Source organism: Streptomyces beihaiensis (assembly GCF_026274175.1).
Taxonomy (GTDB): domain Bacteria; phylum Actinomycetota; class Actinomycetes; order Streptomycetales; family Streptomycetaceae; genus Streptomyces; species Streptomyces beihaiensis.
The window spans coordinates 26,372-39,822 of the sequence record NZ_JAPHNL010000002.1 but is presented as its reverse complement, the minus strand read 5'-3'; the positions used below and the strand labels follow the sequence as shown (position 1 = coordinate 39,822).

General features: G+C 70.7%; 13 protein-coding genes and 1 riboswitch. Of the genes, 5 read left to right on the top strand and 8 right to left on the bottom strand.

The features are described 5' to 3' along the window. Positions 1-66: 66 nt before the first annotated feature. Positions 67-417: a transposase gene (locus OFY01_RS00965; RefSeq protein WP_266595322.1), complete on the bottom strand. Its 351-nt coding sequence runs from the start codon at positions 415-417 to the stop codon at positions 67-69. A 427-nt stretch (positions 418-844) separates the two neighbouring features. On the opposite strand from OFY01_RS00965, the gene OFY01_RS00960 reads away from it, so the two are divergent. Then, positions 845-1,093: a hypothetical protein gene (locus OFY01_RS00960; RefSeq protein ID WP_266595320.1), complete on the top strand. Its 249-nt coding sequence runs from the start codon at positions 845-847 to the stop codon at positions 1,091-1,093. A 7-nt stretch (positions 1,094-1,100) separates the two neighbouring features. After that, positions 1,101-1,472 (top strand): toxin Doc, encoded by a 372-nt coding sequence (locus tag OFY01_RS00955; RefSeq protein WP_266595318.1) that lies wholly within the window; start codon positions 1,101-1,103, stop codon positions 1,470-1,472. 84 nt (positions 1,473-1,556) lie between these two features. Here OFY01_RS00955 and OFY01_RS00950 read toward each other — a convergent pair whose 3' ends face one another. From OFY01_RS00950 to OFY01_RS00940, 3 genes are all read right to left on the bottom strand, one after another. Continuing rightward, positions 1,557-2,036, bottom strand: a complete 480-nt coding sequence (locus tag OFY01_RS00950; protein ID WP_266595316.1) for a carboxymuconolactone decarboxylase family protein — start codon at positions 2,034-2,036, stop codon at positions 1,557-1,559. A gap of 175 nt (positions 2,037-2,211) precedes the next feature. After that, the gene (locus OFY01_RS00945) at positions 2,212-2,649 is read right to left on the bottom strand and encodes a VOC family protein (protein ID WP_266595314.1); all 438 of its coding nucleotides are present in this window, start codon (positions 2,647-2,649) and stop codon (positions 2,212-2,214) included. 65 nt (positions 2,650-2,714) lie between these two features. Beyond that, positions 2,715-3,794: a C40 family peptidase gene (locus tag OFY01_RS00940; protein WP_266595312.1), complete on the bottom strand. Its 1,080-nt coding sequence runs from the start codon at positions 3,792-3,794 to the stop codon at positions 2,715-2,717. 327 nt (positions 3,795-4,121) lie between these two features. Here OFY01_RS00940 and OFY01_RS00935 point away from each other — a divergent pair, with 327 nt between their 5' ends. Next, positions 4,122-4,475, top strand: a complete 354-nt coding sequence (locus OFY01_RS00935; RefSeq protein WP_266595310.1) for a hypothetical protein — start codon at positions 4,122-4,124, stop codon at positions 4,473-4,475. On the opposite strand, the gene OFY01_RS00930 is transcribed toward OFY01_RS00935, so the two are convergent. Together OFY01_RS00930 and OFY01_RS00925 are read right to left on the bottom strand one after the other, a co-directional pair. Continuing rightward, the gene (locus tag OFY01_RS00930; protein WP_266595377.1) at positions 4,453-5,418 is read right to left on the bottom strand and encodes a tellurite resistance/C4-dicarboxylate transporter family protein; all 966 of its coding nucleotides are present in this window, start codon (positions 5,416-5,418) and stop codon (positions 4,453-4,455) included. The genes OFY01_RS00935 and OFY01_RS00930 overlap by 23 nt on opposite strands. A 152-nt stretch (positions 5,419-5,570) precedes the next feature. Beyond that, complete coding sequence (locus tag OFY01_RS00925; RefSeq protein ID WP_266595308.1) at positions 5,571-6,758, bottom strand: C40 family peptidase; 1,188 nt, start codon at positions 6,756-6,758, stop codon at positions 5,571-5,573. Between the two features lie 8 nt (positions 6,759-6,766). Continuing rightward, a riboswitch (cyclic di-AMP (ydaO/yuaA leader) is annotated at positions 6,767-6,960 on the bottom strand. 221 nt (positions 6,961-7,181) lie between these two features. Between OFY01_RS00925 and OFY01_RS00920 the strand changes: the two genes are divergently transcribed. Beyond that, positions 7,182-9,839, top strand: coding sequence for an ATP-dependent DNA helicase (locus OFY01_RS00920; RefSeq protein WP_266595306.1), 2,658 nt, complete (start codon positions 7,182-7,184; stop codon positions 9,837-9,839). Between the two features lie 133 nt (positions 9,840-9,972). Here OFY01_RS00920 and OFY01_RS00915 read toward each other — a convergent pair whose 3' ends face one another. Both OFY01_RS00915 and OFY01_RS00910 read right to left on the bottom strand, forming a co-directional pair. Further along, positions 9,973-11,436 carry a M23 family metallopeptidase gene (locus OFY01_RS00915; protein ID WP_266595304.1) on the bottom strand — a complete coding sequence of 488 codons (1,464 nt, stop codon included), beginning with the start codon at positions 11,434-11,436 and terminating at the stop codon, positions 9,973-9,975. A gap of 176 nt (positions 11,437-11,612) precedes the next feature. After that, positions 11,613-12,461: a lipase family alpha/beta hydrolase gene (locus OFY01_RS00910; RefSeq protein ID WP_266595302.1), complete on the bottom strand. Its 849-nt coding sequence runs from the start codon at positions 12,459-12,461 to the stop codon at positions 11,613-11,615. A 447-nt stretch (positions 12,462-12,908) separates the two neighbouring features. On the opposite strand from OFY01_RS00910, the gene OFY01_RS00905 reads away from it, so the two are divergent. Next, on the top strand, positions 12,909-13,325 hold the full coding sequence (locus OFY01_RS00905) for a cobalamin B12-binding domain-containing protein (RefSeq protein WP_266595300.1): 417 nt from the start codon (positions 12,909-12,911) through the stop codon (positions 13,323-13,325). The last annotated feature ends 126 nt before the right edge of the window (positions 13,326-13,451 follow it).

Genomic DNA, 13,451 nt, shown 5'->3' with positions numbered 1-13,451 from the left:
GCGGGACGCCGTGCCCGGCCCTCTGGTTACCGATGAAGGCGACCACCGCCTCCGGAGCGTTCTCGGTCACTTCACCCAGAGGGCCATGCATCGCTTGAAGACATCACGCTCCATCTCCAGCTCCCGGATCCGCTTGTTCTTCTCCCCGATCTCCCGGCGCAACCGCTCCAGCTCGGCCCGCTCGGCCTCCCGCACCCGACCGCCACCGCCACCGCCACTGGCGGCTGTCGGTTGTGCGGGCCGGTCCGAGGACGTCGTCCCGTTGCGCCGCCACCGCGACACCCAGCTGTGCAGCGTGCCCGGGTTGATGCCGAGCTCCTCGGCGACCTCCCCGGCCGACCTGCCGGTCTCGACCACGATGCGCACCGCACCCTCACGGAACTCGGCGTCGTACGACGGCTTCTTCTTGGGCCCCATGAATCCCAACTTCCCCTGCAATCACGGGCTCCACGCTACGAGGGGATGGTCACGGCCTCAGCGATCCCCGTCTGATCCTCTCGGCGGCGGATTGCGCGGAACTGGAGGACGCGGCAGCGGAGTGGCTGGCCAGGGACCCGGACCCGTACGCCTTCGCCCGCGCGCTCAGCAACAGCCTCCCGGCCCACGTCCACTCCGCCCGCGCCTTCCTCGCCCGGCGCCTGCGCGACAAGCTGCCGCCGCAACGGGAACCGCGCGGCGCCACCGTCCCGACCGCCCGGCCGGAGCCCCGGCGCTTGGTCGAGTGCACCGAGTGCGGTCGTCCGGGGCGGCCGGAGGCTCTGCCGGGTGGGCTGTGCAAGGGGTGCCGGGAGAGCACCGACGACTTCCGGTACCGGTCCGGTACCGGAACCCCTAATCTGGAGGTATGCCTGCATTGAACGTGGAATTCACCGAGGAAGAGCTGGTCGTCGTGCGGGCGCTCGCAGCCGCTGACGGCAAGAGCGTCAAGGCGTACGTCCACGACATCACCGTGCGTGAACACGCGCGCCGGGTGTTCGTGGAGGGCGCCAAGAAGTTCATCGACGACCACAAGGAAGAGTTCCGGGCCGCGTTCCCCGACGACGCGCCCGCCGGAAACGACACGACGGCCAAGCCGTCGTCCGAGGCAGCCTGAGGGGCACGTGGAACTGAACGTCGACGTCGGATGGCTCTTGGACGTCCAGGACTCGGCGCTGCCCGAGTCGCCTGAGGTACGTGACTACTCCGCTCTTGCCGCCGCTTGCTCGCGGCAGCGGGTGAACACCCCCCGTCTCGGTGAAGAGGCGGACGAGGCATGGGGTGCGGCCGCTCTGCTGCACACCACCGTCGCGCTGAAGCCGCTGCCTGCGGACAACACCGTTTTCGGGTGTGCGCTGGCGGTTCAGTACATGCGGCAGGCGGGGGCCGGCGTCGACCCGCCTTACGGGGCGCTGGTCGAACTGGTCAAGGGCCTGCGGGACGGCAGTCTCGACGTGTTCGACGCCGCGGACCGCCTCCGTTCCTGGAGGATCTGACTTGATCTGACTGGATCTGACCACTCCGGTGCGCCGGGCCGGTCGCCCGCCGCACCGGTTCGTAGGGTCGGCAGCGGCTGGTGGTCAGCCGAACATCCCCACCTCGTAGCTGCCCGCAGGCTGCTGGGTGATGACGTTGACGCGGTTGTACGTGTTGATCAGGGCGATGAGGGAGACGAGAGCCGCGAGTTGTTCCTCGTCGTAGTGCTTGGCCGCGTTCGCCCAGACGTCGTCCGGGACGCCGCCCGCCGCGTCGGCGATCCGGGTGCTCTGCTCCGTCAGCTCCAGCGCCGCACGCTCGGCGTCGGTGAACACCGTCGCCTCGCGCCAGGCCGCGATCAGGTTGAGGCGGAGCGAGGTCTCCCCGGCGTGCGCGGCGTCCTTGGTGTGCATGTCGGTGCAGAAACCGCAGCCGTTGATCTGGCTGGCCCGGATCTTCACCAGCTCCTGCGTCGCCGCGGGCAGCGACGAGTTCGAGACGACGGCGCCTGCCGCGCCGATCCGCTTGAGGAACGAGCCGGCGACAGGGTTGGTTAAGAGGTTGAGGCGGGCTTCGGCTTCCATGTCCATCTCCTCGGTCGTGATCGCATCGTCGTGTCGACGGGTGCACCCCTATGACGGAGCGCCCCGCCGATATGTGACAACGACTGGGGGGAGGAGAAGAGTCTGTCTCGATCTACTCGATCTACCGGGTCTACTGGATCTACCGGGTCTACTGGATCCGATAAATCCAGTCGATCTAGTCGAGGCAGAATTCGTTGCCTTCGATGTCCTGCATGGTGATGCACGACTCGTTGTACTCGTCGGCCTCCTGCACCAGCACGCACACCGCGCCCAGCGCCTCAAGCCGCGCGCGTTCCGCCTGGAGCGTGGCGAGACGCTCCTCGCCCACCAGGCCGGCACCGGCCCGTACGTCGAGGTGGACCCGGTTCTTGACGACCTTGCCTTCGGGGACGCGCTGGAAGAACAGCCGCGGGCCGACGCCCGTCGGGTCGACGCAGGCGAACGCCGCGCCCTGGTCCTCGGGCGGCAGCGAGCGGTCGAACGCCTCCCAGCTGTCGAACCCCTTGGGCGGCGGCGGCACGACGTATCCCAGTACCTCGCACCAGAAGCGGGCGACGCGCTCGGGCTCGGCGCAGTCGAAAGTGACCTGGAACTGTCTGATCGTCGACGTCATCCGGGCACCATAACCAGCTTGCCGCAGTCGTGCGACCGAGTTATGCGGGCGGGCGCGCGGGCTCGTCACACGACGCGCGTCGCCCCGGCGAACGGCATCTCGTCGATCGGCGCGATCCGAACCGGCGCGCTCGGGTTCGGCGCGTGGATCATCCGGCCGCCGCCGATGTACAGGCCGACGTGGCTGATCCCCGAGTAGAAGAACACCAGGTCACCCGGCTCCAGTTGGGAGCGGGGGATGCGGCGGCCCGCGTTGATCTGCGTGTACGTGGTGCGGGGGATCGAGACGCCCGCCGCGCGGTACGCGGCCTGCGTCAGGCCCGAGCAGTCGAACGCGTCCGGGCCCGTCGCGCCCCACACGTAGGGGCGGCCCAGGGCCCGGTACGCGTACGCGATGGCCGCCGCCGCACGGGCGTTGGGGGCCTTCTGTGCGACGGGCGGCAGGGCTGTGCGCGTGGACGTCGACGAGCGGGAGGCTCGCGCGTCCGGGCCGCCGGTGGCGGTGCCGGCGCCCGTGAACGCCGCCTGCTCCGCGGGGGAGAGGCGGGCCAGGAGGGCGCGGGCCTCCGTGAGCTTCCTCTCGACCGTCTTCTTCTCGCGCGCCAACTCCCGCTGCCGCGCCGCCAGATCCGCCAGCTGCCGGTCGGCGTGGTCGTGCAGCTGGTCGATCGCGCGCAGCTCCTTGCTCACCCGCAGCACCGTCGCGGCCTGCCGGGTGTCCATCCGGTCGGCGAAGGCGGCCTGGTCCAGGTAGCGGTCGGGGCGGGAGGAGAGGAGGAGCTGGACCGACGGGTCGATGCCGCCGGTGCGGTACTGCGCGGCCGCCGCCGATCCGAGGCGCTGCCGCTCGGAGTCGAGGGCCGCGGTGCGGCGGGACGCCTCGTCCTGCAGGGCGCGCACCTTCTTCTCGGCGGCGCGCGCCTTCTCCTTCGCGCCGTCGTACTTCTGGGTGGCGGTCTCGGCCTCCTGGTAGAGCTTGTCGACCTTCGCCTTCACCTGCGCGGGGGTGAGGTCCGGTTCCGCGTGGGCCGCGCCGCCGTCGAAGGCGGCCGCGGTCGCGGCGGAGGCTATGGCGAGGGTGGCCGCGGTGCGGGCCGTAGGGCCGCTGAGGGAGCGCTGTCGGGGCTTGCGGTGCGCTGCCGCCACGTCGAGCCACGTCCTTCCGGGTTCCGGGTTCCGGGCACTGGGGCCCGGGTCGTCCTGCTGCCGAGCGCGGTGCTTCGCGGGTCCGGCGGCGGCCCGAATGTGCAGGGGGAGCGGGCCGCCGCCGGGTTTCTCGGCGGTGGTGTCCGGCTGCCCGCCCCGGGTTCTGGCGGTGGAGGGGAGCCGGTCACCTGGCGAAGGACGCTAAACCTCTACGTCACGGGTTGGTGACGGATTGTTCGCAAGTGACCGGTTTGTTGTAAGTAGTGTGCGAGTGGGAGGGGAGGGTGACGGATCGGTGCCCGAAGACGCCCGGTTAGGCTCCGGTCCATGGACGTACTCCTCCACTTCTTCGTCGGCCTGCACATCATCGGCATCGCCGCGCTGCTCGGCGGATTCCTCGCACAGATGCCGGCGATCGGGAAGGGCACGGCCCGGTTCAGCAAGGGCATGCTGCACGGCGCGCTGACCATGCTCGTCACCGGTGTCGCTCTCGTCGGCCTCAATCAGGCCGAAGGCTCGACCGTGAACAACATCAAGATCGGTGTGAAGCTCGCGATCCTGATCGTGATCCTCGGGATCGTCTACGTGAAGAGGGACGAGGAGACGGCGGAGAAGGGGCTCTTCGCCACGGTCGGCGGCCTGACCATGGCCAACATCTTCATCGCGGTCCTGTGGACCTGACGGTCGGCGTCTTTGTGCCGTGGGCGCCCCGCGACGCCCGTCGTACCACCCGTCCCGCCCCGACCGCGGCCGCCAGCCACGCCGCCAGCCCGATCCACACCAGCACCCGGCCGGGACCGGTCAGCCAGGACGTGTCCACCGCGGTGGCGACCGCCAGGGTCGCCGCCGCGGTCATGCCCATCGGGAACACGGTCGACCAGCGGCGCACGTCGTAGCGCGGCCGCGGTTCCACCAGCTCCGCCACGGCGAGCACCACGTACCAGGCCGCCGCCGACGCGAGCAGCAGGCCGCACATGTCGCGCAGCACCTGGCTCTCGTCGGTGTTCCACAGCCCCTCGGCGCGGTCCGCCAGGACCAGCTTCGCCGCGGCCAGAGTGGAGATGGCGAGCGCGCCGCCCGCCACCCAGTGGTCCCCGGCCCCCGTGAGTACCTGGCGCAGCTCGAACCGCATGAACGCGGCCACGTACACCACGAGCCCGAACCAGAACATCACCATCGCCGCATAGCCCAGCCACGCCACACCGAGCCGCGCCGACAGCGTCGCCCCGAGCACGGCGAGCCCCTGCGTGGCCACGGTGCCGAGGAACACCGCGCCGGGCATCCTCGGCCGCCAGTGCCGTACGACGACGTACAGCAGCACCGGCCAGACCACCACCGCGATCACCAGCAGCACCCCGGCGAGCCAGTCCCAGCCCAGCAGCGCGTACCGCGTGCCGAGCACGGTCGTCGCGGCGACGGCGGTCAGCGCGGGCGGCGAGTCCGCCTCGCGTTCCCACCGGGCCCGGTCGCGAACGAACCGGTCCGTGTAGTCGTACGCCAGTACCAGCCACAGGGCGGAGCCGAGTGCCAGGAGTAGGACGGAGAGCGCTTCCGGGCCGACGGTGTGCAGGCCCACCGACACGATGCCGGTGGCCATCACGGCGGCACCCGCGGCGGGCGGCAGCTGGGACCAGTAGCGGGAGCGGTAGGAGCGGGGGGTATGCGGGGTATGGGGGGAGCGGTGGGAACGGGGGGAATGGGAGGAGCCGGAGGAGCCGGAGGAGTGGGGGGTTACGTTCGGGCCTGGCACCGCCCGAACGTAACCCCGCGAGTACGTCAGGCGGGGCGCACCACGCTGTGGATGATGCCGGCACCGCCGTAGTAGATGGATTCCTCGCGCACGTACGCGCCCGGCTTCGGGGCGTGGATCATGATGCCGTTGCCCAGGTAGAGGCCGACGTGACTGATGTCGTCGTAGAAGAAGACCAGGTCACCGGGCTGGATGTCGGACAGCGGAACCGTCTTGCCGACCTTCACCTGGTCCCACGTCGTGCGCGGCAGCGAGATCCCTGCCGCCTTCCACGCCGCCTGGGTGAGCCCCGAGCAGTCGTACGAGTCCGGGCCCGTGGCGCCCCACACGTACGGCTTGCCGATCTGCGCCTTGGCGAAGGCGAGGGCCTTGGCGGCCTGGGTCGCGTACGAGCTGGACGTGGAGGAGCCGGTGGAGCCGGAGGACGTGCCGGAGCCGGACGTGCCCGAGCCGGACTGCTGGTCCTGCTGCGCCTTCTGCCGCGCGGCGGCCTCCTCGGCCTCCTTCTGCTTCTGGGCCAGCTCGGCGGCCTTCTTGCGGGCCTCTTCCTCCTGCTTCCGCTTGATCTCCGCCAGCCGCGCCTTCTCCTCGGCGGTCAGCTTGGAGAGCAGATCACGGGCGTCGGCCAGCTTGGCCTGCACCGCCTGTTTCGACTTCTTCAGCTCCGTCTGCGCCGAGGTGAGCTGCGTCAGCTCCTTCTGCGCCTCGACGCGCTTGCGCGCCGTCGCGCGCTGCTCGGTCCGGTAGTCGTCGACGACCTTCTGCTGCCGGTCCGTCATCCGGCTCATCTGGTGGCTCTGCGTGAAGTAGTCCTCAGGGTTGTCCGTGAGGAACATGCGCGCCGTGTCGCCGATCCCGCCGTCGCGGTACTGCGCGGCGGCGAACTGGCCCAACTGCTCGCGGACCGCGTTCATCTTCTGCGTGCGCTCGGCTATGTCGTCGAGGAGCTTGTCGACCTGCTTCTTCTTGCTGTCGGTCCGCTCCTTCGCCCCGTTGTACTTCTGCGTGGCGACCTCGGCCTGATGGTACAGGCCGTCGACCTTCTTCTGCACCTCTTCCAGGGTCGGCTTCCTCGCCGGCCGCTCGGGGGCGGCCTGCGCCGTCTGCGACAGCAGGGCGACCGAGGTGAGGGCGGCGGTGGTGATGCCGACCGCGGGGGTCGAGAGGCCGACCGACATCAGTGGGCGGGTGCGCGGCTTGCGGTGCGACGCCAAGGGAGGCGACTCCTTCCGTGGTCCGCCTACCGGGTTAGCTGTCGGGTTCGGGCGGTACAGCTCGTGCGTCGTACGGAAGGCTGCCCTACGGTCAACTGCCCTGTCGTGCCTGTCGTGCCGGGCCGTCGGCCGATTCACCCCAAGGTCGGTTGGGTCCCCGGTTCCCTGCCTCTCGGCGTACGGGACTCGGCGGGGGCTGCCCGCTCGCCGCGTCTTCTCGCGGGCGGGGGGACGGGCTGCCCGCGCTGCACCGTAGCCAACTCGTGTGGCTGCTGTGAAGGTTGATGGTCGATATGCCCGATACATTTTCGTGACCTTGGCGCGGGGTGCGGGAGCGTACGCACAGCGTGACGAGGGTGGTTCCCGCCCCTTCGGGGAAGGGCTGGGCGGAGTGTCGGCGGGGGGACCTAGACTCGGAGAGCGATGAGCAGCCTCTTTGACGATCACTTCCTGGCGAGCCTCCGGAACGGCGCGGAGGAGCCCCCGCCGCCGCCCGAGGACACGGACCCCGAGCACGAGGGGGCCTCCGAGCCGATCCCGGACGATCTGTTCGGCGGGAAGTTCGACACGCCGCCGCCCCGGGATGCGTACTACCGCGACGGGGCCCCGAGACCTGCCGTCGACCCGGCGACGCTCCTCGAGGGGCTCAACGAGAACCAGAAGGCGGCCGTCGTGCATGCGGGCTCCCCGCTGCTCATCGTCGCCGGCGCGGGCTCCGGCAAGACCCGTGTCCTGACCCACCGCATCGCGTACCTGCTCGCCGAGCGCGGCGTCCACCCCGGCCAGATCCTCGCGATCACCTTCACCAACAAGGCCGCGGGCGAGATGAAGGAGCGCGTCGAGTCCCTGGTGGGACCGCGCGCCAACGCCATGTGGGTCTCCACCTTCCACAGCGCGTGCGTGCGCATCCTGCGGCGCGAGTCGAAGAAGCTCGGCTTCACGTCGTCGTTCTCGATCTACGACGCCGCCGACAGCAAGCGGCTCATGGCCCTGGTCTGTCGCGACCTGGAGCTCGACCCGAAGAAGTTCCCGCCGAAGTCCTTCAGCGCCAAGATCTCCAACCTGAAGAACGAGCTGATCGACGAGGAGGACTTCGCCGCGACCGCGGCCGACGGGTTCGAGAAGACCCTCGCCCAGGCCTACGCGATGTACCAGGCACGGCTGAGGGAGGCCAACGCCCTCGACTTCGACGACCTGATCATGACGACGGTGAACCTGCTGCGCGCCTTCCCGGACGTCGCCGAGCACTACCGCCGCCGCTTCCGCCACGTTCTGGTGGACGAGTACCAGGACACCAACCACGCCCAGTACGCCCTGGTGCGTGAACTCGTCGGGCCGACGGAAGGAGAGGAAGCGGACCCCGCCGAGCTCTGCGTGGTCGGCGACGCCGACCAGTCGATCTACGCGTTCCGTGGCGCGACCATCCGCAACATCCTCCAGTTCGAGGAGGACTACGCGGACGCGACGACGATCCTGCTCGAACAGAACTACCGCTCGACGCAGACGATCCTCTCCGCCGCCAACGCCGTCATCGAGCGCAACGAGTCGCGCCGCCCCAAGAACCTGTGGACCAACGCGGGCGCGGGCGAGCGCATCACCGGCTACGTCGCCGACACCGAGCACGACGAGGCCCAGTTCATCGCCGACGAGATCGACCGGCTGACGGACGAGGGCGAGGCGAAGGCGGGCGACGTCGCCGTCTTCTACCGCACCAACGCCCAGTCCCGCGTCTTCGAAGAGGTCTTCATCCGCGTGGGCCTGCCCTACAAGGTCGTCGGCGGCGTCCGCTTCTACGAGCGCAAGGAAGTCCGGGACATCCTCGCCTACCTGCGGGTCCTGGCCAACCCGGAGGACTCCGTCCCGCTGCGCCGCATCCTCAACGTGCCCAAGCGCGGCATCGGTGACCGCGCCGAAGCCATGATCGACGCCCTTGCGCAACGCGAGAAGATCTCCTTCGCCCAGGCCCTGCGCCGCGTCGACGAGGCGTACGGGATGGCGGCCCGCTCGTCGAACGCGGTACGGCGGTTCAACACGCTGATGGAGGAGCTGCGCACGATCGTCGAGTCCGGCGCCGGTCCGGCGACCGTGCTCGAAGCCGTCCTCGAACGCACCGGATACCTTGCCGAGCTCCAGTCCTCCACCGACCCGCAGGACGAGACGCGGATCGAGAACCTCCAGGAACTCGCGGCCGTCGCGCTGGAGTTCGAGCAGGAAGCCGGGGGCGTGGCCGACGGCGAGGGGACGGCGGCGGACGGCGAGGCGACGACGGCGGACGGCCAGGAGACGGCGACGGACGGCCAGGAGACGGCGACGGACGGCGAGGGGACGGCGGCGGACGGCCAGGAGGTCGCGGGTGGCCAGGAGGCGGCGGGGAGCCTGTCCGACTTCCTGGAGCGCGTCGCGCTGGTCGCCGACTCCGACCAGATCCCGGACGATGAGGAGAACAGCGACGGAGTCATCACCCTGATGACCCTGCACACCGCCAAGGGCCTCGAATTCCCGGTCGTCTTCCTCACCGGCCTGGAGGACGGCGTCTTCCCTCACATGCGTTCCCTGGGCCAGACCAAGGAACTGGAGGAGGAGCGCCGCCTGGCGTACGTCGGCATCACCCGCGCCCGGGAACGGCTGTACCTCACCCGTTCCTCGATGCGCAGCGCCTGGGGCCAGCCGTCCTACAACCCGCCCTCCCGGTTCCTTGAGGAGATCCCGGCCGCCCACCTGGACTGGAAGCGGACGGGCGCCTCCACGCCGTCCGCCTCCTCCAGCTCGTTTGGTTCATCCGGTTCATCCGGTTCGTCCGGGCTGCGCGGGCCCGCGGGCGGCATCGCGGCGTCCCTGTCGTCGTCGCGCTCGCGCACGGGCTCGACCCCGGCGTTCGCGACGCGCCGCGGTGGGGCGGGGGCCGCCGAGAAACCGGTGGTCTCGCTGGCCGTGGGCGACCGCGTCACCCATGACCAGTTCGGCCTCGGCACGGTAGTCGGCGTCAAAGGCACGGGCGCCAACGCGGAGGCGACGATCGACTTCGGCGACCCCAAGCCGAAGCGCCTGCTGCTGCGGTACGCGCCGGTGGAGAAGCTGTAGCGGCCCGACCGGGCTGTGGCGGCCGGACCGGCAGTGGCGACCCGGCCGGTAGCGGCGGGCGGGCCGGCTGCGGCGGGCGGACGGCAGGGCAGGCTCGACGGTCGTGGCGGCGCGGAGCGGAGGCGAGACGGGGTCAGGTCGGGTTGAGACCGTGCGAGCGCAGCCACGGCAGCGGGTCGACCGCCGCGCCCTCGTGCGGATGCACCTCGAAGTGCAGGTGCGGGCCGGTCGAGTTGCCCGAGTTGCCGGAGTGCGCGATGACCTCACCGGCCTTCACGGGGCCGCTCGACACGACGTACGACGACAGGTGGCAGTACCACGTCTGTGTGCCGTCCTTGCGGGTGAGGATCAGCATGTTCCCGTACGCGCTGTTCCACTTCGTGGCGACGGTGCCGTCGGTCGCCGCCATCACCGGCGTCCCGTACGAGACGGGAAAGTCGATGCCCGTGTGCACGGACATCCAGTTGATCCCGGCCTGCCCGAAGTAGGCGCTCAGCCCGTGCTGCTTCACCGGCAGGGCGTACTTCGGCCGCAGCGCCTCCTTGCGCCTGGCCTCGGCGGCCGCCTTCTTGCGGTCCGCCTCCTCCTTGGCCTTCAGGTCGATACGTTCCTGGGTGCGGCTGGCCCGGTCCGCGAAGTCGTCCGCGCCCGCGGACAGGCCGCGCAACTGGGTGTCCAGCTTGTTGTTGGCCGCCGAGGGCCGTACGGCGGTGGGGTCCGGTGCCGCCGCGGCCTGCGCGTCCTTGCCGTCGTCGCCGCCACCGACACCGACGGCGGCCGCGGCGATCCCGGCGACCCCGACCACGCACACCGAGGGAACGGCCACGCTGAGCAGGGCGGACCGCCTGGCGGGGGTCCGGCGCCGCCCACGGCCGCGTGACGCGGCGCGGGTCGTGCGGGGGACCGGGGCGGACGCCGGCGCGGGGGCCGGTTCGGGTTCGGGTTCGGGGTCCGCGACGGGCTCGGGCGCGATGACTCCGGGCGCGGCGGGGCCCGTGTCACCACCGGCGGAGTTCCACTGCGTGGCGTCGTACGCGCCGGAGTCGAACTCGGTGGCGCCGAAGTCCTGGACCTCGAACGTCCGCGTCGCGTCCGTCTGCGTCGCGTAAGCCGCCGTGTCCCACTGCCCGGTCTGCTGCTCGTGCCCCGGGTACTGCTCGGCCGCCGCCGCCCCGCCCTGCGCGGGAATCGCGCCGAGCTGCTCGTGCCAGGCGCCTCCGTACGAACCCCCGTATCCGGGTTCGGTGTGGGGGTGGGCGGGCGCGGGCGCGGGCGCAGGGGCGGGAGCATACTGGTGCTGTCCCGGGTCGGTGGACCACTGCCCGGTGTCGTACGTGGCCGTCTCGTACGTGCCGTTGCCGTACGTGCCGGTCTCGTATGAGCCGGTGTCGTACGTGCTGGTGTCGTACGAGCCGGTGCCGTACGTGCCGGTCTCGTATGAGCCGGTGCTGTACGTGCTGGTGTCGTACGAGCCGGTGTCGTAGGGGTCGTCGTCGCCCTGCAGGTCACCGAAGAGCGGGTCGTTGGCGAAGCTGGTCGTGGAGTAACCGTCGTACGCCGCGTAGTGCGCGGTACCCGACGGATGACGGTCGTTCACCCACTTCTCTTTCGCCTCGACAACAGGGGCTGCCAGAGCAGTGCGGTGACTGTACCCGGCGGTACGAGGGCACGACAATCTTCCACCGGCCTCATGCCCGCGGAAACGGGCAATTCGCTTCCTTTCGGTGGACTATGGGCGCAGCCTTGGCGCTGAGTTCGAGGTTCGTTCGACGCTCACGCCACGGTCATGCCGCCGGTCGACGTCGCGGGGCGGCCCCCCTCCGCCTGCCCGGTGTCCAGAACCCGACGCACGCCGGCCGCGACCGCGGGGTGCACCGGCAGCGCGAGATGCCCGATGCCCGTCACCCGTACGTTCTGCACGTCCAGGTCGGGGTGGTCCACGCACGCCGTCTCCAGCGGCACCATCAGCTGGTCCAGGTCGCTCCAGAAACTCACGATCCGCGTCCCGCACCCCGGCGCCGGACGCTTCAGTTCCTCCACCACCGACGAGCCCGGACGCATCTGCCGCACGATCGGATGCGCGTCGGCGAGCGGCGCCACCCGGGTGCCCGCGTGCGGCGTGCCGAGCGTGACCAGGGTGCGCACGCGTGCGTCCCCGCCCAGACGCTGCACGTAGTAACGGGCTATGAGTCCGCCCAGGCTGTGCCCCACGATGTCGATCCGCTGCCGGCCCGTCCGCGCGCACACGTCCTCGACGCGACGGGCGAGCAGCGTCGCCGCGGCCTGAATGTCGCAGGTCAGAGGCGAGTAGTTGAGCGACTCGACGTGCTGCCTCCCGTGCTGTTCCAGGGCGCGGCGCAGCAGGACGAACACCGAACGGTTGTCTATGAAGCCGTGCAGCAGCAGGACGGGCGGCCCGTCCGCCGTGGGCAGCCGGGCCGATGGCAGCGCGCGGGGATGTCGGCGCTCGGGGAGCACGCCCGAGGGATAAAGGATCAGATGCCCCGCGAGGATCGCCAGCTCGAGCGCGGTCGCCTTGAGCAACGCGAGCGAGAGTCCGGTCAGCCTCGCGGGCAGCCGTTGTCGGAGTGCGGTCAAGGGCAGAACACTCGTGACCTTCATCGGCCGACCTCCCGTCGGCACCCGGAAGGACGCCTCTGTCCCCCGTGTGCCCTCACGGGGAACCGCGGCGAGGCCGACGGCGGCCACGGTGCGCACCGATGCGTGGGCGCTGTGATGACCGGCCCGGTGGCGCGGCGGACGGAACACCGCGCCACCGCGCCGTGCGGCTGTCGGCGCGGTGGCCCGGCGACCTCGTAGCGGCTCCCCTCGCGCCTGTCCCGGATGCGACGGGTGAGCCGCCTGGTGCGGTCGTGGCGCGCAGCGAATGTGTCCCACCGTGTGATTTCCCCCTCGGTCAGCACCGTGAAACGGCCGGTTGCGGGATGCTGTCGATAACGTTCGTTCACTCGGTCGCTCGAAATCGGGCATCCGAATCGGGCATCCGAAGCCCGGGTGGTACCAGGGCCCCGGGAGTTCAGACGCTTTCATTCGCTCAGGGAGGCAGTGATGGGTGTGGCAGCCGGTCCGATCCGCGTCGTCGTCGCGAAGCCGGGCCTCGACGGCCACGATCGCGGGGCCAAGGTGATCGCGCGGGCGTTGCGCGACGCAGGTATGGAGGTCATCTACACGGGGCTGCATCAGACGCCCGAGCAGATCGTGGACACCGCGATCCAGGAGGATGCCGACGCGATCGGCCTGTCGATCCTCTCCGGCGCGCACAACACCCTGTTCGCCCGGGTCATCGAGCTCCTCAGGGAGCGTGACGCCGCCGACATCAAGGTCTTCGGCGGCGGCATCATCCCCGAGGCCGACATCCCGCCGCTCAAGGAGCAGGGCGTCGCGGAGATCTTCACGCCCGGCGCGACCACGGCGTCCATCGTCGACTGGGTCAGGGCCAACGTCCGTCAGCCGGCCGACGCGTAGCGCTCCGCCGTCGCCGGACCAAGCCCCTCCGGCGCTTGAGGAGCTGGGTCCGGGGCGGAGCCCCGTGGCTTTCAGCCGTGGGGGCTGGTGATTCGCCGCCGGGCGCGAGTGCGGGGCGGCCGGCCG

Coding starts and splice junctions, on each gene's coding strand:
- OFY01_RS00965 (WP_266595322.1), bottom strand. CDS start 417: ATGGGGCCCAAGAAGAAGCCGTCGTACGACGCCGAGTTCCGTGAGGGT.
- OFY01_RS00960 (WP_266595320.1), top strand. CDS start 845: ATGCCTGCATTGAACGTGGAATTCACCGAGGAAGAGCTGGTCGTCGTG.
- OFY01_RS00950 (WP_266595316.1), bottom strand. CDS start 2,036: ATGGAAGCCGAAGCCCGCCTCAACCTCTTAACCAACCCTGTCGCCGGC.
- OFY01_RS00945 (WP_266595314.1), bottom strand. CDS start 2,649: ATGACGTCGACGATCAGACAGTTCCAGGTCACTTTCGACTGCGCCGAG.
- OFY01_RS00935 (WP_266595310.1), top strand. CDS start 4,122: ATGGACGTACTCCTCCACTTCTTCGTCGGCCTGCACATCATCGGCATC.
- OFY01_RS00920 (WP_266595306.1), top strand. CDS start 7,182: ATGAGCAGCCTCTTTGACGATCACTTCCTGGCGAGCCTCCGGAACGGC.
- OFY01_RS00910 (WP_266595302.1), bottom strand. CDS start 12,461: ATGAAGGTCACGAGTGTTCTGCCCTTGACCGCACTCCGACAACGGCTG.
- OFY01_RS00905 (WP_266595300.1), top strand. CDS start 12,909: ATGGGTGTGGCAGCCGGTCCGATCCGCGTCGTCGTCGCGAAGCCGGGC.